Origin of the sequence: Methanobrevibacter ruminantium (assembly GCF_016294135.1) — an archaeon.
Classification (GTDB): Archaea; Methanobacteriota; Methanobacteria; order Methanobacteriales; family Methanobacteriaceae; genus Methanobrevibacter; species Methanobrevibacter ruminantium_A.
The window spans coordinates 1-20,000 of record NZ_JAEDCO010000026.1; the positions used below are offsets into that span (position 1 = coordinate 1).

Here is a 20,000-nt window from a genome sequence, read left to right on the forward strand (position 1 = left end):
AATATGTATATAATAAAATTAACAAATCTATTAATAGTTAGATTATTTAAAATAAAATATTATCAAATTAAACTAATTAAATAAAAAATACAATCATAAAAACAATCAAAATTATAGGAGATTACTTAATGGCATTACCTGAATTATTAGCACCTGCAGGAGACTATGACATCTTGGTCACTGCAATCAATGCAGGAGCTGATGCAGTATACATATCTGGAGAAAGGTTTGGAGCAAGAGCATTCGCAAAAAACTTCACTCTGGAAGAGATAGAAAAAAGTGTGGAATACGCTCACTTGAATGGAGCGAAAATACATGTAACCGTAAACACCTTGATAAACGACTTTGAAGTCATAGATGTTGTCAAATACTTATTTTACTTATACAAAATAGGTGTTGATGCAGTAATTGTACAGGACTTAGGAATCATTGAACTCATTAAAAACCTCATTCCTGGCCTTGAAGCCCATGCTTCCACACAAATGACATTAAGCGATTATGATTGTATCTTATGGGCTGTTGAAAACAATATCTCAAGGATAGTTTTCCCACGTGAAATAAGCGTTGACAAAATAGCTGAAATATCAAAAAAATTGCAGAAATCCAACATAAATATAGAACTTGAAGTCTTTGGACATGGAGCTTTATGCTACTGCTTCAGTGGAAACTGTTACATTTCATCATACAACAGCGGACGTAGTGGAAACAGAGGGGCATGTGCACAGCCTTGTCGTAAGCAATACAAGTTGAAATATAAGAATTACAATGTTGGAAACGGATATTTATTGTCAACTCACGATCTTGCAGCCTACAAAGGATTGAAAGAAATAGAAGATGCAGGAGTCTTTTCACTTAAGCTTGAAGGAAGAATGAAATCTGCAGATTACGTTGGAACAATCACAAATGCATACAGACATTTGATTGACGGTGATGAAGGAGACTATGACAAGGACTTGAGTCTCGTTTTCAATAGGCAATTCACTGACGGTTATATCCTTAATCAAAAGCCAGGACAGGTTTTAGGAAGAGAAAGTTCAGGTCATGAAGGGGTTTATATTGGAAAAATCACCGCAAAGAAAGGAGATTTAATCACAATAGCTAAGGAAAACGAAGAATTCAAGATAACCCTTGACATTGGAGATGGGATTGGATTCAAATACAAGGATAAGATCAAGGGAATCTACATCGACAACATCAAGGAACAAACTGATGAATACATAAAGCTTGAAACAACAAGAAATGTCCGTGAAGGTGACAAGGTTCTCTTAAGCTATTCCAAATCAACTCATGACAACCTTAAGAAATTCAAAAGCGAAACCATTAAGCAAAACATCCCATTAGACTTGGACATCAAATGGACTGAAGATTTAAGGCTTAACATCGGCGCAAAATTCAAGATTGTTGAAAAGGGAATAAACAATGAGAACAAGGAAGAGGAATTTAGCTTCAGATACATTTCCCAAACCAAATTCGAGCCTGCACAAAAAAGACCTGTGAGCATTGAAGACATTGAAAAGCAAATGCTTAAAACCGGTTCAACATCATTCTTCATTAACAACTTAACTATAACTGGCATGCCTGAAAACAGCTTTGTGCCAATTGGAAAGCTTAATAAGATTAGACGCCAAGTACTGGATAAGGCTACTGAATTATTATTAGACTATTATAAACCTGATAAAAAGGAAATCAGGAAAACAAATAAACTTATTAATCAATTTGTAAAAGAATATAAAAATTATAGTGATATTCCAGTTAGAAATGAAAGATTGAATCTTTCAATATTTGCAGACAATTTGGAACTTTTAAAGATGACTTCCAAATTCCCAATCCACAAGTATTTCTTTGATCCATCCTTTTCATACAAAAGTCAAGAGGAATACTTTGAAAACATAAAGGATCTGCTCAAAGAAGCATATTCCATCGTTTATAAAGGCAAGGAAAATGTGGATGATAAATTGGTATTGGTCTTATCATCATTCATAAGCGATGAGGAAATAGAAAGAATCAGCACAATCATAGCGGAATTGGAAGATGAAGGAATGAGAATTCCAATAATGTATGACACTCCAGGAATAGCTAAAAGCTTTAGAAATAAGGTTTATGGAAATCATAACCTAAACGTTTGGAATAGCTATAATGTCAAAAACCTATCTGATGCTGGATTTAAAAGCATGATCATATCTTCTGAATTGTCACATGCAGAAATCAAGGAACTGGTTTCCAAATACCAATTCATCAAGACAGATGAAGATGTGGACTTAAATATCATCATCCAAGGAAACCTTGAAGTTATGAGCAGTAAGGATGACTTTTCAAATCTTAATGATGGAAAAGACTTCATAATCAAGGATTCTTCTGATTATGCAATACTTGAAGACCAAAAGCGTAAGAAATTCAAATACAAGGTTGTTTTCGATTACAATAGGCACAGCCATTTCATCAACAAGGACTGCTTATGCCTAATAGATGAAGTGGAACTGATCAAGGACACTGGAGTGAACTCCTGCATAATCGATTGCAGATTCTCTTCTCCACAATACAGCTCAACAATTGTTTCACTTTACTCACAAGCATTAAAGGAAGACAACACTTACGATTTAGACTTACTGAAAGAACAAATTAAGAACATTACATTATCAAGATTGAATAAAGGAAACTTCATCAATGGAAGAATACATGAAAAGTCATGTTAACGCAATATGCAATTAAAGATAATCAACCATATTTATTACTCGAGGAAAAACAATGAAATTACCTGAATTATTGGCACCGGTAGGATCTGCAGAGCATTTGAAGCTTGCAATATTGTCTGGTGCAAATTCCATTTACTTATCTGGAGAGAATTTCGGAGCAAGGAAATTTGCAGAAAACTTCACAGTTCCAGAAATAAGGGAAGCAGTAAAATATGCTCATTTGCATAATGTAAAGGTTTATGTTACTGTCAATATCCTAATCAAGGAAGGAGAATTGGAAAAAGTGTCAAATTACCTTTTGGAATTATATAAGATAGGTGTTGATGCAGTTCTTATCCAAGATGTCGGCATTGTAAAAATCATTAATGAAAACATTCCTAAACTAGCGATTCATGCTTCAACCCAAATGAACCTCCACAACATTGAAGGAATCAAATGGGCATCAGAACACAACATAAAAAGAGTTGTTCTTCCAAGAGAAACTGAAATGAATGAATTGAAAGAGATTATCGATTATGCACATTCACTTGGAATTGAAATAGAGATATTTGCACACGGTGCTCTTTGTTACAGCTATTCCGGACATTGCTTACTATCCTCAATGCAAGGTGGAAGAAGCGGAAACAGAGGAACTTGCGCTCAACCATGCAGGGAAAAATATGAATTGAACATCAACAAAGGCAAAAAGATCAATCCTAAAAATGAAGGGGATTACCTTTTATCTCCGAGAGACCTTTCATTGTTTGAGCATCTTGATGAAATAGTCAATCTTGAAGTTGACAGCATAAAGATTGAAGGCAGAATAAGAAGCAATGATTATGTTGCAACTGTTATCAAGAACTATAGAAAAAGACTAAATAAATTGAGATACGACAAAACAAGCCAAGCACTGAACAGAAACATCAAGGAATTGGAAAGAAAAAGCAAAGGGAAAAAGGGAAGAAGCACTGATTTGAAAAAGGCACAGGACAAGGAAAATATAGCCAAACTTAAAGAAGAGCAGAAACTCCAAAACCTTGAATCCCTTGAAGAGCTTGAATTGGTATTCAACAGAGAGTTTACAACCGGCCATCTTATTCCTAAAAACAATCCTATGATAATGAACAGGAAAAAGCCAGGACATCAAGGATTATACATTGGAAAGATTCACAGATACAATCCTCAAACTGAAGAGATCCATATTTTGCTAAGGGACAATCTCATCCACATACCTGAAAAGGGCGATGGCATACTAATTGAAACAAACCCTAATTTGGAAAATGACAATAATCGAAATAATTCAGAAAATAGCTCTAAAGACAATAAAAGATCAAAAACAAAACAGGATAAAAGAGCTAAAAGGAAAGAAAAAAGAACCAGAAAGGAAATTAATCGGAATAATCAAGATAATCAAGGAAATCAAAATAATGGATTCATTCAAACCTATGGATTTGACATTTCTTCAAAACCAGTCTTAAAGGACTCAAAAGACAAGCATTGGAGAAAAAGGGAAAAGGATAAGGATATTGAAGGAAAACTTCTTGTCATTAAAAGGGTCAGAGAGAATAGGAGACTAAATTTCCCACTTCCAAAAGGTTCAAAGGTTTATCTAACCAAGAAAAACTCACTTTTGAATGAAGTGAAAGATCTTCACCATAAGAAGGAGAACCACTACATAAAGAAATCATTGCTTGAACTTTACTTTAGAATAGACAGCGATAATTATCCTCATTTAAAGGGTAATTTGAAATTGGATAACGGTCATGTAATCACCTTAAAGATCAAAGGGGAAAATCCTTGGGAAGAAGCAATCAAAAAGCCAATATCCAATGAGACAATCAAGAAGCAATTGCTGAAGATTGGGGACTTGCCTTATTACATTGAAAAGATTACAATAAACAACAATAAGAGCTTATTCAGCCCAATAAGCGAAATCAATGAGCTTAGAAGAAGATTCTTCAATGAGCTTGAAGAGGAAATCATAAATAGCTACAAGCCAAAAGAAGAAGATGTGAAAATTGCTGAAGAAAACATCAATAGCTTAAATGAGAACTTAAGAAAAAGAATTGATTTGAAATCAAAAGTCGAAAACTCAGTTGAGGACTATAAATTATCAGCATATATCAATAGCTTGGAAATCCTGAAAGGACTAAACAAAGAGAAAGAATCTGTTTTTGATAGAATCTATTTGGAAATTCCTCCAAACAAGGACTTTGAAGAAATCAGCCAAGATATCATTGAAAACAAATCCCTTCAGGAACATGAACTGAACATAAGTTATTGTGTCAATTTCCTGAAAGAATCCCTTGAAATTTCAAAAGATCAGAATTATAAATTAATTTGGAAACTTCCAGACATTGCACACAAGCAGTCTAAGGAATCTATAATCAAGATTATGGGAATCCTTAAAAAGATGAATCTGCACATTGACATAATGACCAGTTTAATTGGATTGGACGATTCATTAAAAGACAAGTTTGATGTGGAACTTTATGGAAATTACCCAATTAATGCATATAATATAGAAACCGTATTGGAGTTGAATAATTACAAGGCATTATCCATATCTCCTGAAATATATAAGGAAAACATTAAGGATTTAATGGAAGATTACTATAAGGAACTGTCAAAAGACACTGCACTTCCAGAATTGGAACTCTTGGTTCATGGAAATATTGAATCAATGATAACAAGGAAGGAACTTGTTTCCAAAAAGCAATTGAAACTCATAAGCAAATACAATCAAAAGCAAAGAAAGCTGAATAAGAATTTCAAGGAAAGCGAATATTACATTGATTCAAATGAATACTATCTTAAAAACAGAAGAGACCAGTATTATCCGATAAAAACCAATTTGAATGAGGACCATATAATCATATTGAACTGCGAAGAGCTTTGCTTGATTGATGAGATTGATTACTTGAAATCAATAGGAATCTCAAGCTTTTCAATAGATGCAAGATGGAAATCCTTGAACTACATCAATGATATTGGAAAAGTCTATAGGGACATTGTTGATAGTGAAAATAATATTAATGAATCTAAAAAGATCATTGATAAGCATTGCCCTGATTTGACAAAAGCAAATTTTGAAAAAGGATTGAAATGAAAAAGTTATGAATTTTCAGAATTAAAACAATATTTTAATCAATTTGAAATTCAAGCTATTGAAAATCAAAAGATTTAAAAATTAATATAAAAATAAAAAAAATTAACTATATATTAAAAATTAATAAACAAAAGCATAAAATTTATTATACTTTCTCATATTCATGAAATGAGGTAATCGTATGGAAGGAGCACAATTACAAAACATTAAGGGAATTGGAGATAAATTATCCCAAAAGATCATTGATGAGTTAGGAGGGGAAGATGAATTAAATCAAGTTATTGAAAACCTTGATTTAGAGAGATTGATCAATATTGAGGGAATCAGCCAAAGGAAAGCCATTGAAATAATGAATCAATTAATCGGAAATCCTGCTCAAAAATTCTTGAAAAGCGATAGGGCAATCCAACTTTACGATGAAATCATTGAAAAGATTGTAAGCTATTCAAATACAAGTTATGCCAAAAACAGAATTTTGCTCCTTGCTCCTATAAAAGATGAGGAAATCATCGAAGAGAGATTGAATTTTGTAATGAATGCTAAAGAAAAGGTAAGCGAATTGCCTCTATATGAATTGGATAGGCTAATGAAACACTTGAATGAACCAAAGCAATCCAAACCTAATTATGATGCAAGCAAAGCCATTCTTGTAGAAAGCAATGAAGATGCTGATTATTTAATGGACCTTGGATTGAACAGATACTACACAATATTGACCGCATCAGATTCGCCATTCTTCCAGGAAGAATTGAGAGGATATGAATTAATCTATTACATTTACACTGAAGGATTCCTTGACTTAGGAGATATGCCTAATCTAATCATGATAAATAAGGATGCTCCTATCTATCAGCTTGTGCCTGAAGTGATTTTAGACTACTTTAAGGAAAACAGAGATTTATTCGAAAGAGTTTCAAAAATCAAAGCAATATTAGGGGAAGAAACTGTCCTAAATGATATTGGACCTATACTTGATGAACTTGAATCATATAAAACAAAAGAAGTTGATTTGGATGAAATTGTTAATAATGAGAAGAGATATATAGACCATGAGTTAAAAGAAAGGATTCAAAACATTGACCTTGAAGGAGATGAAGTTCTCGACTTATTAAACAATGCTTTACCACCAAAACTAGAAGAAATATTTAACGAAATTTTAAGTAAATCAAAGGAAACTATCAAGTTGGAAAGCGGTATTGATTTTGACCCATTCATCAGGAAGTATCCGATTGAAATCGATGATATGGAAATGGAAAGGGTGAAGACAGAAATCCTTTCAAATTCTGAAAACAATTACTTTGATAAGAAGAGCACTGCTGCAGAACAATTGGCATCCATTAAGGAAGATGCTGAAAGGGAAGTCAGTGATATAATCAAGTTTGACTATGAATACGCTTTAGGCAGCTTTGCTTATCTTTATGACTTGAACAAGCCGGAGTTCACAAATGAATATGACCTTAATCAAGCATTGCACTTGAACTTATGCCTAAGGGAAAGGACCATTAATGAAGAAATCCAAAGAGTGGATTATAAGTTGAATGAAGAGGAAAACATTGCACTATTGACTGGAGCAAACAGTGGAGGTAAAACCACATTGCTTGAAACAATCAGCCAAATAGCCATTCTTGGACAGATGGGACTTCCTGTTCCAGCCAAATCCGCTAAGATAAAATTGTTAGATGAGATCTATCACTTTTCCAAAAAGAGATCATTGGATGCAGGAGCTTTTGAATCATTCCTCAATGTATTCATGCCAATCGTTACAAGCGATAGCGAGAAACTGGTTCTCCTTGACGAACTTGAAGGAATTACAGAATTGGAAGCGGCTGTAAAGATCATTTCCAGTTTCATAGAAATGATTGAGGAAAGCAATTCCTTTGCAATCATTGTAACCCACATGGCAAATGAACTAATGAAATACACAGACATTCGTGTAGATGGAATTGAAGCTACAGGGCTCGATGAAAACTATAATCTTATTGTAGACAGAACCCCTAAGATGAATTACTTGGCAAAAAGTACACCAGAATTAATTATAAAAAGAATGTACAACAACTCACCACCAGAACTTAAAAAGGTATATGGTAAAATATTGGAAAAGTTTTGAATAAAAATTAGTTTTAAAAAAAGCAATTATCTAAAAAAGCAATTATTTAAAATATTTATAAATAATAGATTTGAAAAAATCTAAAATTATAAATTTTTAAATATTGATATTTTGCCCGTATACTAACTCTCTTGCTTCACAGGTAGTTTACCCTTTCCTCCACGAGTAACCCTCGAAACAGGCAGCCTATCTAATGCTGGGTTTCTCCTAATCATCGACAGCTAAAGCTTCCCTCATAGAAGGACCATAGGCATCAGTCAAATTAATGATGCGACAATATAATCTTTACTTTAGATTGTATATATAATTTTGTAAAAAGGATTAAATTTATTAAATTTACATTAGAAAATTTTTTTCAAAAACAATATAAATCAAAAAGCATAAAATATTTATAGTAAACTAATGTCAAATTTGCTAAATTATTTTTTAAATTGTATTGGGGGATTCTATGATAAAATGTTCCAAATGCGGAAAAGATAACGTTGATGAAGCTATTTTTTGTGCAGACTGCGGAAATAAATTAGATAATGGGTCATCCGCTCAAAACACCGATATTGAAACATATGATCCTAGTTCAGATGGCATTATGTCTCTTTTTAAAATCAGAAAGGTAGATGAATCTGAAACATTAAGTGCACGTTTTAAAAGACATCCTACTTTATATATTTGTTGTGTTTTTCCATTAATTTTTATACTTATAATTTCAATGATCAGCGATGCAAATCTTTTCATTAAAGGATTGCATCCAGCAGATTATGAAACCAATTATCCTGATGAATTTAATAATCTGGACCTTAATGATGATAGCAAATTAGAATTCAATGAAGTAAATCACATTGTCTCACACACACCACAAGATATGCTATATGATCTATTTAGAAAGTCGGATAAGGATGAAAATGACTATTTGACTGGTTATGAATTTGATGTGTATCAATCTAAAGCCAACGGCAATGTATATGAAGCAGATTATCGAAGATTAATGGAAGAGAAGGAAAGAAATGCTTCAAATCATAAAGATGGTCGATATTACAGTTCTGGAAACTCTAAAGCTACAAACAGCCTTAATAAACTAGAATCCGATAGAAATGATGGTTATGTATTGACTTGCCCATACTGTGGAAGCGAATCAATATATGAAATTGAGGGTTATTATAGATGTGCTGAATGTGGTAATTCCATCTATGATCCAGATGATCTGGAATTAGGATATGTGGAAGGATATATGGAGCTGTTAGTTCCGATATCGTCATATTAATGGTTCAGTAATTTTTTCAATAAAAATAGTTTTAATAAATGCAAACGATTATATACTATAAGATACCATTATCATACATATACCATTAGGAGATTAAACATGTCCGACATTGCAAGAATAGTTATTTTTAAAAAAGAAAATGGAGAAGAGTTTACTTTTGATGACAAATATGTCCAGTTAACTTCTTTGGAAAATAAGATGTTAATATTCAAATTTGAAGCTTCTCAAGACATATTAAAAGAAGGAGCAGAATTTTTCGCTACATTCAACACTTATGAACAAATTAAAGTGGATATTGGAGGAACTGGAGAGATTCCATATTATATGAAAAGCTTATCACCTATAGTTGGCAGAGGCCCTAAAAAAACAAATGGAGAACATTTAAATGGAATTTTCACATTATCTCTTCAACAAATAGTTGCAGCTCCCGATCCAGAGGAAGAGCAAAACTGCTTAAACTGTGCACTTTCACAGAATGGAGTTTGTTCCATTAAGGACAATAGTGAAAAAACAACTTGTGACGATTTTAAAAAATAGAATAATGGTTTATAAAATGTGAATAATCATTTTTCACAAACCACCATTATTTTTTATGAAACTCCTTAACCTCTAAGGATTCGACTTCATCAAGGAAAATCCAAGTAATCCACTCACCTCTACGAAGTTCAAGCAAAATTTGAATCCCATTCTTACCATAATCAGAACCATCCATATCACATTGAACTATACTGACCTGTTCACATCTTGTTCTAACATTATTTACATTCACAATACAATCCATATAATAATCTAAACCATCCATAAATGGATTATTATTAGTTTCTATCTCATCAATTACATCAATTACTTCCATATTTCAACCCCCTAAACATACTTTGAAATCACTCTCAACCTTCTTAAAAAAAAATTTAAAAGGAATAATTGAAATTTTTCTCCAAATACGCCTTAACCCTTTCATTTAAGTCTGCAAGTTCCGGATCATACTCAACTAATTTCAAATTCAAGTCATTGTTAATTTTGAAAATCAATAACTCATCTTCATTAGGCCCAATTGCAAATAAACGGTCAAGGATTCTGTTTGCCTTTTCAAAATCATCTTCCAAAAAGCAAATGTGCATTGAATAGATATAATGCTCATTTTCAAATGGATATGCATCATGTTCCTTTTGAAGATACTCCTTAGCCTTTTCAATCTCTTCTTTTTCAATGTATATCTTAGCTATTCTGGAATATACTCCCATATATCTTGGATTAATTTCAGCTAATCTCTCATACTGTCTTAAAGACTTATCAATCTCGCCTAAGAATGCATAATTCTCAGCCAAAAGAAAATTTACCTCTTCAACTTGAGGCCAATCCTCCAATATCCTTTCAAAATATTCCGTTGATTTTTTAAAATTATCCTTATCCAAGTATTCAAGAGCATTCTCCTTAAGATCATGATACTTCTTGAAGCCTTCAAATGGCAAAAGTTCCGTTCCGCAGTCTGAACATACATCTCCACCATCATTAATTTCCTTAAAGCATTTTGGACAAAACTTTTTAGGGTAGGCACCACAGAATGGACAGAAATCAAATTCATCCGAATACTTATTGCCACATGTATTACACTTCATACTATCACCCTTTAAATCATTCTTTTTCAAATATTTTTCAATCATAATTAGCAAATAAAATATAGAAACGATAGTATTTAAAGTTAATGAATTAAAAAAAAAGTTTGTGAAAAAAGTTCTTAAAATAAGCGTTTTAGGAAAAAAAGAAAAAAATAGATTCAATGTGAATTAAAAAAAAAAAAGAAAGAAAGATGATTTAATTTAAACCATCAATTGCATTTTGAACATGCTTAATGTAGACATCCCTAATGTCTTTGGATTGAGCGAGCCCTTCTATGACACATTCAACTTCATAGCCTTCAGATACAAACATTGATTTCCAGGAATCATCTTCATCTCCAGCCATGTCGTTTTGAGCATGATCACCAGCTACAACCATTAAAGGCTTGAGCACAATCTTCTTGTAGTCTCCTTCTTTTACCATAGCCAAGACATCATCGTAGTCAGGTTTTGCTTCAACAGTACCAATGTAATAATTGTCAAATCCTTTATCCTTTAGCATTCCTTGCAATTTGGTGTAAACCATATTACTTTCTGCAGGAGAACCGTGACCCATGAACACTACCGCAGTATCCTCATCATAATCTCCTTTAGAGGTAATGCTTGCAATCAAGTCTTCAAAGTCTTCATCAGAGATTAATAAAGGCTCAGCAATTGGAATGTTTTCAAACTTGTCAATGTATTTGTCCACAGTATCCTTGATCTTGAAATGGTATTCAGTACCGTTCATGATGTGAGTCGGTTGAATGATAACAGTCTTTACACCATCAGCCAATGCTCTTTCCAATGCATCTTCCACATTGTCAATAGCCAAGTCATCACGTTTTTTCAAAATGTTTATAACCATTTGGCTTGTGAATGCTCTTCTCATTTCATAATCTGGAAATGCTTCATCAATGTCCTTTTCGATAGCTCCAATGGTAAGAGCGCGGTTATTGTTATAAGAAGTACCAAAACTTACTACTAAAATAATCTTATCAGCCATAATATCATCCTAAAAAATAAAAATATATTGTTTTATTAATTAATTGTTACAATTAAATTTTTTAAAGAAAAATTTAACATTACTAAATTATACTTTATTTAAAGAAATATTTAAAAATATTGATTAAAAATAATTAATGAAATGAGAAAAGAATAAAAAGAGAATAAATAATAGGCTTCATGAAATTTCATGAAATGAAAAAAATAAAAAATTATCAATTAAAAATCAAAACTATTTATTTTGATCTCTTAAAATATAGAGCAATGCATTTGAAATAGCAGCTGCAACATTACTTCCACCTTTACGTCCACGAGCGACGATATAAGGAACATCACATTGCATAATCAACTCTTTTGATTGGACTACATTAACAAACCCTACAGGAACTCCAATGATAAGTTCAGGATTGAGTTTTCCTTCCTGAATCAATTCATATAATCTAATCAAAGCGGTTGGAGCGTTTCCTATTGCAAAAATCAAAGGTTTATCCAAACTTGCTGCCTTATCCATGGAAGCTCTTGCACGAGTGGAATGATTCTTTTTAGCCATTTCACTAACATCATCATCACCCATAAAGCAGAACACATCACCTCCATGCTTCTTAAGCTCTGCCTTGTTGATTCCTGCCTTTGCCATATTAGTGTCAGTTACAATGCAAGCACCGTTTTTAATTGCTTCCAATGCCTTATCAACCACATATTCTGAAAAGCATAAGTTATCTACATAATCAAAATCCGCAGCTGTGTGAACTGCTCTTTTAATAATTGGCGCTAATTTAGGGTCAATTTCATGAGGAAGTTCAGATTCAATAATTTCCATACTCCTGCTTTCGATTTCAGCAGGTTCAACTTGTTCTAATTCAATTTTCATACTATCACTTCAATTTACTATGAATAAACTACTAAATTACAAATAACTATAAATAACTAATAATTACTAATAAATATAAATTTTAACCTTTCCAATTCCTTGCATTTTTGACAAAAGACTTTGCAAAATCAGGATTTGCAGGAAGATAGATATGTGGGAACCCAGCATAAAGACTGTCAGAGCCATGACAACAAAGGTATTCCAAACCATTGGATGCCTTTTTAGCCATAAACTTTTCCCCACAGTTTTCACTATCATAATAATGGAATTCATGCACTCTAATTCTATCATCCTTTTTGCATAAAAGATTATCTTCCAAAGCAGTAATTTCAATATAACCGAATCTTTGCAATTTATCTGTCTTTATACAATTGCCTTTGATGAATCCAACCATAGGCACATTCTCAATGGAATCATGCAAATACATGAAACCTCCACATTCAGCTATTGTAGGAATTCCCTTTTCTATGATATCCTTTATTTCATCACATAATTTTCTGTTTTTGGACAATTCTCCCGCATATAATTCAGGATAACCTCCACATAAGTACAATCCAGAGATATCTTTAGGAAGCTCTCCATCTTCCAATGGGCTGAAAAAGACCACTTCACATCCTAAATCTTCCAATATTTCAATGTTTTCCTTATACATAAAGCAAAAAGCATTATCACGGGAAACTGCTATGCGAGTCTTTTTATCAGAATCAATTTTTGCACTGCTTTCGATCAACTCTTTATAGTCTTCACTTGCTTCAAGAATTGGGGCGGATTTAGCCAATTCAAACAATCCATCCAAATCAATGTATTTTTCTGCCAATTCCCTAAGACCATTTATTTTCTCTTTAATGTCTTCAATTTCATCTGCAGTAATCAATCCTAAGTTTCTGCTTCCAATAGAATATTTTTCCTTTCTAGGCAAGAAACCATAAGCCTTAATGCCTTCTTTTTCAACAATATCCCTTAAAAGTGGATACAACATAGGGGAAATTCCATTGAAAATTACACCTTCAACCATGCTTTCTTCCTTGAATTCCTTGAAACCTTTTATGATTGCTGCTGCAGAATTGCTCATTCCTTTAGCATCAATAATAAGTACTGCAGGAGCTTTAATGGATTTAGCAACTTCCCAAGCACTTGCTCTGCCTTCAACACCGATTCCGTCATAAAAGCCCATAGCACCCTCGATTATGCTTAAGTCCTTACCGCAATTTCGAATGAATTGGTCGCATAACATTTGCTCAGTTGAAAAGTAAGGATCCAAATTATGGGTCTCTACATTAAAGACCTTACGATGAAACATTGGGTCAATATAATCAGGACCTGACTTAAAGGAAGCGATTTCCAAACCTCTGTTTTGGAATGCAGCAAGCAAAGCCATAGTGATGGTTGTCTTACCACAGTTACTGTTGGTTCCTGAAATCAATATTCTATTCACGAGCACCACTTCCACTAATAATGAATATTGGATTCTGGGCCATTAGCATATGCAAATCACCGATTTGCTTGCCTTTTGAAACTGCAACTTGAACAATGTCCCCGCTTATTCCAACATTCTTTAATGAGTCCAAACCAGCCATAGCATTTTCAAGAGTCACCGCAGTTATGACAAATCTCATTTTATCATTAATTCCATGAAGATAACTGACAATTTCATCCATATTTCCAGAGCTTCCTCCAATGAAAGCAACATCAGGAACAGGCAAATCCTTTAGGCATTCTGGTGCCAATCCACAGATACCATCTACATTATCCAAGTGGAATTTCTGACAATTTTGCTCCAATAATGCAATTGCATCTTCATTCTTATCAAAGGCATAAACCTTTCCTTCATATGCAGAAAATGCCATTTCAATTGTTACAGAACCTGTTCCACAGCCAATATCATATGCTATGTCAGTTGGAGACAATGATAATTTTGATAAGCATACAGCCCGAACTTCTGACTTTGTCATTGGGACTTTTCCTCTAATGAATTCCTCATCCGGAATTCCTGTTCTGATTCTTGAGTCAAAATCAGGGTTTTCTATAATCAAAACAGTTAGAGAACTGAATTCCATTCCATCTAAATCAGATATTTTGGATTCTTGAATAGACTCATCATCTGAGCCTAAGTTCTCACCAATCCAAACCTTCAAATCACTGAATCCATACTTAACCAATTCTTTCTGCAACTCAGGAATATTTTTACCGGTTAAAGCAAAAGTGTACCTATTTCTGCGAACTGATGAAACAATATTGGTATCAATCCCATGACAGCTTATTAAATTTGCATCTTTCCAAGGAAGACTGCATTTTGCAAAAAAGTATGATACAGAGGATATTCCAGAAACTAAATTAGGACCATAATCATTTAAGACATCCACTAATTTCTCAGCTGCACTATAAAATCCAACATCTCCAGAAACTAGGATAGCTATTTTTTCTGCATCTGTCTTTTCCATTATTTCGAGTATGTCATTAGATAAATAAGCATTATAACTAAGTTTATTCATATGAGAAAACTCATTGATTAATCTTTTAGCCCCTATTAAAATATCCGCTTCAATAATCAACTCTAAAGCTTCAGCAGTGAGTGTCTTTTCACTCATCCCCATTCCAATAATATTGATTTCCTTCATAAGCATTTACTCCTAATGGTGTCTTTAGCTTCTTCTACACTTATTCCTTCTTCTTTAACCAATCGGGATAATACAACAACTTCCATCCCACATTCCTTTGCAGCATCTGTCTTTTCTAAAAAACCTCCAACATTACCAGAATCCTTAGTCACAAGTATGTCTGCACCAATTTCCTTGAATTGAGCCATATTGAATTCCTTAGAAAAAGGACCTTGCATGCCACAAAGGTTTTTCATAGGATAACCTAAATCAAGGCATTGCTTCATTCCTTCAGGTGAAGGCAACATTCTTAAATAAACTCTTTCCTGGAAGTTTTCCACATCTGTTAATGCGAGAGCCTCTTTTGCTCCCATTGAAGAAAAGATCAATCCTTCAGTAGTGTTTAGATAATCAATTAATTCTTCCATACTGGATACTTCAGTAGCATCCTCAATCTCAATTGATTCTCTTAAGACTCTAATGTATTCAATGCCCTGTTCCTCACAAATTTCCTTAATGTGTTTGCTGATTTCTGTTGCATAAGGATGTGTAGCATCAAAAACAAATTTGGTCTTCTCTTCTTCAAATAGTTTTCTCATAGGACCAGGTTTTAATCTTTTAGGCTGAACAATGACAGGAGGCTCATATTCCAATACTTTCTCTCCGTATTCTGTAGCAACACAAACTATAGCAGGAATCTTATTTTGAGATAAGAATTCAGTTAATAAACGTCCTTCAGTAGTTCCTCCAAATAAAACAATTTTGTGCATATCCACACCTCTAATTAAGAGAACTTATTAATTAATATAATAATTATTATACCATTTATAGTTATACACCTTTATAGCCTCTAGGTGTTACCATTTTATCATCAATGACTTTTGTATTGGCATTTCCAATGAAAACAGTGGTAAACATATCCACTTCAGTGTCCTTAAGCTCCAAAAGGTTAGTGATATGATATTCTTCACCATCTCTTCCGATGTTTCTAACATATCCACAAATAGTGTCTTTACCTTTGAATTTCAATAATATTTCACATGCCTTTTTCAAGTAATCCTTTCTTTTATGACTTGAAGGATTATAAAGACAAATACAGAAATCCCCTTCACCAGCTAATGCCAATCGTTTTTCAATCAATTCCCAAGGAGTTAATAAATCTGATAAGCTGATTACAGCAAAGTCATGACCTATTGGAGCTCCTAAAACTGCAGATCCACTTAAAACAGCACTTATGCCTGGAACAATATCGACTTCTACATCAGGATAGTCAACTGAGAGTTCATAAACCAATCCTGCCATACCATATACACCAGCATCTCCACTGCAGACTACAGACACTGCATTTCCTTCTGCAGCTTTTTCCAATGCCATCTTACAGCGATCCACCTCTTTTCTCATTCCAGTGTACAAATACTCTTTTTCAGGCAAATACTCTTCTACAAGTTCCACATACTTTTTATAACCTACAATTAAATCTGAATCTTCAAGAGTCTCTTTAGCAGCAATGCTAAGGTATATCTCATTTCCAGGACCAATACCTACTACAGATACACATTTCATAAATTCTTTCCTCCAATAGACACCTTATTATTTTAAATTTTTTCCTAATTTACTTAATGAATAGATAATTATTATAATTTATTTCTCCCAAGAGATATTTGGGTCATTTATTGCTAAAGCAACAGTCACACCTGCACCGTCACAAGTGTCCTTTCTTCTAATCAATTTCCCATTGCTTTCCATAATTGCAGAACGTTCACATACATTATCCACTTCTACAACACTTTTAACAAAATCGGACTTTGTAAAGTCCCCTTCAAGACTGTTAAGTTCATCTGCACTATAAGTATTAAAGGGCAAATCATATTTTTTAGCAAATTCTAAGATTCCTTTTTCATTAGCCTTTTTATCAATGCTTGCTATAGCTTTTAAAGCTAAAATATGATAATTTTCGCTTTTCAAGATATTTAAAATGGAGCTTTCTATCGCTCCAAAGCTTATTTCTTTTCTACATCCTATACCAACTGTAATGATTTGTGGGACTAATAATAATGTATCATTCCTACTTTCATTTTCTAGAATTTTATGAGTGATTATAACATCATACCCATCATAAATATCCTCATTAAAATCTTCTAAATCATTAAAATAAACATTTTTAGGCAGATTTCCATGAATCGCATAATCCGATTTGATATGTACGGATTCTCCCTTTAGTAATTTAGATGAAACCAATTTGATGCATTCTGGATTTAATATTCGCAATCCTTGACTTTTTGCCCAAGTGTCCACTGCGAATACATTATTGATATCAGTAGCAGTTGTGATTACTGGAATTGCATTTAATATTTCAGATATCTTTAACGCCAATTCATTAGCCCCTCCAATGTGTCCAGAAAGAATTGGTATAGAAAACTGTCCTAATTCATCCACAACAACAACTGCAGGATCTTTTGTTTTGGTTTTAATGTAGGGAGCAATTGCCCTCAATGCTATTCCTATTGCCCCTATAAAGATAAGAGCATCAGTATTTGAAAAATGTTCCTCTGTCCAAGTTGACAAAGCACCTTTTCCACAACGAGTAAAATCCACATCATTAGCTTCAGATAATGAATTAGATAATTTATAGGCAATTTCCATACCATTATCTGTAAATGCAATAATTGATACTTTCATTCTTAACCTCACAAATTCAAGCATAGTTGCTTGAAAATACATCAAATTTATTTCTTAGCTTGTCTGAACTCAGTTGAAAAATCATCCGCATAAAGACGTGACAAGGAATATTCACTATCTAAAACATCCCCGACAATTATTAAAGCTGTTTTTGTAATGTTGTTTTCCTTTGCAGTTTCATATAATGTTCCAACGGTACATCTCATAACCTTTTCATCTGGCCAGGTTGCCTTATAAACTATTGCTGCAGGAGTGTCTTCAGTGTATTTTCCTTTTACAAGCTCTTTAGATAAATCCTTAAGGAGTCCTGTGCTTAAGAAAATAACCATAGTTGCCCCATGTTCAGCAAATGATGCAATGCTTTCCTTTTCAGGAACTGGAGTTCTTCCAGCCATACGAGTGATAATTACGCTTTGGCTTACATCTGGCAAGGTATATTCCGCTTTCAATGCAGCTGCTGCACCACAGAAACTTGAAACACCAGGACATACATCATATGAAATTCCTTCTTCATCCAAGCGGTCCATCTGTTCACGAATTGCACCATAAATACTTGAATCTCCTGTGTGTAAACGGACAGTCATCTTATTTTCCTTCTCAGCTTCAAACATCTTTTCCAAGACTTCATCTAAAGTCATTTTAGCACTGTCATAAATTTCACATGAATCCTTAGCATAATTTAATAAATCAGGATTGACTAATGAACCTGCATATATTATTACATCCGCTTCTTTTAGGAGTTCTGATCCTCTTATAGTTATTAAATCAACAGCTCCACTTCCTGCTCCAACAAAATGAATCATTATTAATTCCTCCATAATATAAAATAATAATCAAAATAACATAAATTTACATAATACTTTTTTCAATTTTTCCATAATTCTTTAAGATCATCTGCATTTTCACTTTCAAATAAAACTCCAGAATACTCTCCAGTATTGGCAAAGCATATGAATCCTATATTGATGTCATCTGGAACTCTTCTATCAACGTTATGCTGTATTCTATCATTTAAGACTTCCATAGTTTTTTCCAATAAGTCATTTTCATACAGGATATCCAATACAGCATTTGTAGTTACACATTTTTGAATCTCATTCAAGATTTCAATATTGGCACCGGCCTCCAATGCACAAGACAATAGTGTTTCTATCCTCCCATCACCATTATGAGAATGGGTATTGAACATTCCAATACCTAATTTTACTAATTTACCTATATGCCCTACTATGAGGATATTTTTAAAACCGAATTCAACAGAGCTATCCAAAGCTACATCAATGAAATTACTGCACATTATTCCAGGTTTTGGAGATAAGTTCAAATCCTCTTCAGTGAATTTTTTACCAAAATTGCCTAAAAATATTAGAATTGACTCATTGCTTTCTGCAGCAATTACACTTATCTCAACTTTAATTGAATCAGCTAATGCTTTGGCGCTCATTGGTTCAACAATACCTGTTGTACCCAATATTGAGATACCTCCAACTATGCCTAATTCAGGGTTGAAAGTTTTCTTTGCTATTTCTTCACCCTTCGGTACAGAAATTAAAACATGAAAGCCACCCTTATAATTATATTGCAACGCCAATTCATTTAATGAATCCTTTATCATTTTTCGAGGAACAGAGTTAATAGCAGACATACCAACTGGTTGATCTAGCCCCCCTTTAGTTACTTTTCCAACTCCTTTTCCACCTTCAATAATAATTTCTGAAGAATCTGGCAATAACGTCACTTTGGAAGATACCAATATTCCATTAGTAATGTCAGGGTCATCACCACTATCCTTTTCAATAGAACAGCTTGCAACATTTTCATTAAACTGAGGGTTTAAAACATCAATTATGAGATCAGTTTGATTAGGTGTTGTGATTGCTACAGAATCCATTGATTCCTGTTTAAAGAGCATTGCTACTGCTGCCTTAGAAGCTGCCGCCGCACATGTTCCTGTTGTATAGCCACAACGCAATAATTTTTGATTAACCAAACGTTTTTCTGCCATAATACATCTCCAAAAAACTAATGAGTGAATTACTTTACAACTACAATAGTGAAATATCCCATATTTTCATCAAATTCATCTAAAGAGTTATAGATTTTCTCA

At 33.3% G+C, this 20,000-nt stretch carries 17 protein-coding genes (1 of these 17 running past the window's edge); 5 read left to right on the plus strand and 12 right to left on the minus strand.

From position 1 onward, the window contains the following. Nucleotides 1-128: 128 nt before the first annotated feature. The 5 genes from VW161_RS06595 to VW161_RS06615 all read left to right on the plus strand — a co-directional run bounded on the left by VW161_RS06595 (nt 129) and on the right by VW161_RS06615 (nt 9,683). Nucleotides 129-2,693: a U32 family peptidase gene (locus VW161_RS06595; RefSeq protein ID WP_325192812.1), complete on the plus strand. Its 2,565-nt coding sequence runs from the start codon at nt 129-131 to the stop codon at nt 2,691-2,693. Nucleotides 2,694-2,745: 52 nt separating this feature from the next. Then, nucleotides 2,746-5,781, plus strand: coding sequence for a U32 family peptidase (locus VW161_RS06600; protein ID WP_325192813.1), 3,036 nt, complete (start codon nt 2,746-2,748; stop codon nt 5,779-5,781). A gap of 181 nt (nt 5,782-5,962) precedes the next feature. Further along, complete coding sequence (locus VW161_RS06605) at nt 5,963-7,888, plus strand: MutS-related protein (protein ID WP_304103187.1); 1,926 nt, start codon at nt 5,963-5,965, stop codon at nt 7,886-7,888. A gap of 448 nt (nt 7,889-8,336) precedes the next feature. Beyond that, nucleotides 8,337-9,146, plus strand: coding sequence for a zinc ribbon domain-containing protein (locus VW161_RS06610; protein WP_304103191.1), 810 nt, complete (start codon nt 8,337-8,339; stop codon nt 9,144-9,146). Between the two features lie 99 nt (nt 9,147-9,245). Beyond that, a complete protein-coding gene (locus VW161_RS06615; protein WP_304103194.1) occupies nt 9,246-9,683 on the plus strand; it encodes a hypothetical protein in 438 nt (145 codons plus the stop codon). 46 nt (nt 9,684-9,729) lie between these two features. Here VW161_RS06615 and VW161_RS06620 read toward each other — a convergent pair whose 3' ends face one another. The 12 genes from VW161_RS06620 to cobI form a co-directional block, all read right to left on the minus strand. Then, nucleotides 9,730-9,999 (minus strand): hypothetical protein, encoded by a 270-nt coding sequence (locus tag VW161_RS06620; RefSeq protein ID WP_304085523.1) that lies wholly within the window; start codon nt 9,997-9,999, stop codon nt 9,730-9,732. Between the two features lie 55 nt (nt 10,000-10,054). Then, on the minus strand, nt 10,055-10,762 hold the full coding sequence (locus VW161_RS06625) for a zinc ribbon domain-containing protein (RefSeq protein ID WP_304103197.1): 708 nt from the start codon (nt 10,760-10,762) through the stop codon (nt 10,055-10,057). 196 nt (nt 10,763-10,958) lie between these two features. After that, nucleotides 10,959-11,747, minus strand: a complete 789-nt coding sequence (locus VW161_RS06630) for a sirohydrochlorin cobaltochelatase (protein WP_304085519.1) — start codon at nt 11,745-11,747, stop codon at nt 10,959-10,961. A gap of 231 nt (nt 11,748-11,978) precedes the next feature. Further along, a complete protein-coding gene (locus VW161_RS06635) occupies nt 11,979-12,617 on the minus strand; it encodes a precorrin-8X methylmutase (RefSeq protein WP_304085517.1) in 639 nt (212 codons plus the stop codon). Nucleotides 12,618-12,699: 82 nt separating this feature from the next. Next, nucleotides 12,700-14,052, minus strand: a complete 1,353-nt coding sequence (locus tag VW161_RS06640; RefSeq protein WP_304103200.1) for a cobyrinate a,c-diamide synthase — start codon at nt 14,050-14,052, stop codon at nt 12,700-12,702. Further along, on the minus strand, nt 14,045-15,235 hold the full coding sequence (gene cbiE / locus VW161_RS06645) for a precorrin-6y C5,15-methyltransferase (decarboxylating) subunit CbiE (protein WP_304085514.1): 1,191 nt from the start codon (nt 15,233-15,235) through the stop codon (nt 14,045-14,047). The genes VW161_RS06640 and cbiE overlap by 8 nt, the downstream gene beginning before the upstream one ends. Further along, a complete protein-coding gene (gene cobK / locus VW161_RS06650; RefSeq protein ID WP_304085512.1) occupies nt 15,232-15,984 on the minus strand; it encodes a precorrin-6A reductase in 753 nt (250 codons plus the stop codon). Before cobK ends, cbiE begins: the two co-directional genes overlap by 4 nt. A gap of 61 nt (nt 15,985-16,045) precedes the next feature. Beyond that, nucleotides 16,046-16,777, minus strand: coding sequence for a precorrin-3B C(17)-methyltransferase (gene cobJ / locus VW161_RS06655; protein WP_304085511.1), 732 nt, complete (start codon nt 16,775-16,777; stop codon nt 16,046-16,048). Between the two features lie 78 nt (nt 16,778-16,855). Further along, a complete protein-coding gene (locus VW161_RS06660; protein ID WP_304085510.1) occupies nt 16,856-17,893 on the minus strand; it encodes a cobalt-precorrin 5A hydrolase in 1,038 nt (345 codons plus the stop codon). 47 nt (nt 17,894-17,940) lie between these two features. Beyond that, nucleotides 17,941-18,696 (minus strand): precorrin-4 C(11)-methyltransferase, encoded by a 756-nt coding sequence (gene cobM / locus VW161_RS06665; RefSeq protein ID WP_304085508.1) that lies wholly within the window; start codon nt 18,694-18,696, stop codon nt 17,941-17,943. 62 nt (nt 18,697-18,758) lie between these two features. Continuing rightward, a complete protein-coding gene (gene cbiD / locus VW161_RS06670; protein WP_304085506.1) occupies nt 18,759-19,898 on the minus strand; it encodes a cobalt-precorrin-5B (C(1))-methyltransferase CbiD in 1,140 nt (379 codons plus the stop codon). A 29-nt stretch (nt 19,899-19,927) separates the two neighbouring features. Continuing rightward, nucleotides 19,928-20,000, minus strand: the end of a protein-coding gene (gene cobI, locus VW161_RS06675; RefSeq protein WP_304085504.1) for a precorrin-2 C(20)-methyltransferase. It continues 614 nt past the right edge of the window; the window shows 73 of its 687 coding nt (coding positions 615-687); its start codon lies off the right edge, out of view; the stop codon is at nt 19,928-19,930.

What these genes read in the sequence shown, in the direction of transcription:
- VW161_RS06595 (WP_325192812.1), top strand. Translation starts at nt 129, where the DNA reads ATGGCATTACCTGAATTATTAGCACCTGCAGGAGACTATGACATCTTG.
- VW161_RS06600 (WP_325192813.1), top strand. Translation starts at nt 2,746, where the DNA reads ATGAAATTACCTGAATTATTGGCACCGGTAGGATCTGCAGAGCATTTG.
- VW161_RS06605 (WP_304103187.1), top strand. Translation starts at nt 5,963, where the DNA reads ATGGAAGGAGCACAATTACAAAACATTAAGGGAATTGGAGATAAATTA.
- VW161_RS06610 (WP_304103191.1), top strand. Translation starts at nt 8,337, where the DNA reads ATGATAAAATGTTCCAAATGCGGAAAAGATAACGTTGATGAAGCTATT.
- VW161_RS06615 (WP_304103194.1), top strand. Translation starts at nt 9,246, where the DNA reads ATGTCCGACATTGCAAGAATAGTTATTTTTAAAAAAGAAAATGGAGAA.
- VW161_RS06620 (WP_304085523.1), bottom strand. Translation starts at nt 9,999, where the DNA reads ATGGAAGTAATTGATGTAATTGATGAGATAGAAACTAATAATAATCCA.
- VW161_RS06625 (WP_304103197.1), bottom strand. Translation starts at nt 10,762, where the DNA reads ATGAAGTGTAATACATGTGGCAATAAGTATTCGGATGAATTTGATTTC.
- VW161_RS06630 (WP_304085519.1), bottom strand. Translation starts at nt 11,747, where the DNA reads ATGGCTGATAAGATTATTTTAGTAGTAAGTTTTGGTACTTCTTATAAC.
- VW161_RS06635 (WP_304085517.1), bottom strand. Translation starts at nt 12,617, where the DNA reads ATGAAAATTGAATTAGAACAAGTTGAACCTGCTGAAATCGAAAGCAGG.
- cbiE (WP_304085514.1), bottom strand. Translation starts at nt 15,235, where the DNA reads ATGAAGGAAATCAATATTATTGGAATGGGGATGAGTGAAAAGACACTC.
- cobK (WP_304085512.1), bottom strand. Translation starts at nt 15,984, where the DNA reads ATGCACAAAATTGTTTTATTTGGAGGAACTACTGAAGGACGTTTATTA.
- cobJ (WP_304085511.1), bottom strand. Translation starts at nt 16,777, where the DNA reads ATGAAATGTGTATCTGTAGTAGGTATTGGTCCTGGAAATGAGATATAC.
- VW161_RS06660 (WP_304085510.1), bottom strand. Translation starts at nt 17,893, where the DNA reads ATGAAAGTATCAATTATTGCATTTACAGATAATGGTATGGAAATTGCC.
- cobM (WP_304085508.1), bottom strand. Translation starts at nt 18,696, where the DNA reads ATGATTCATTTTGTTGGAGCAGGAAGTGGAGCTGTTGATTTAATAACT.
- cbiD (WP_304085506.1), bottom strand. Translation starts at nt 19,898, where the DNA reads ATGGCAGAAAAACGTTTGGTTAATCAAAAATTATTGCGTTGTGGCTAT.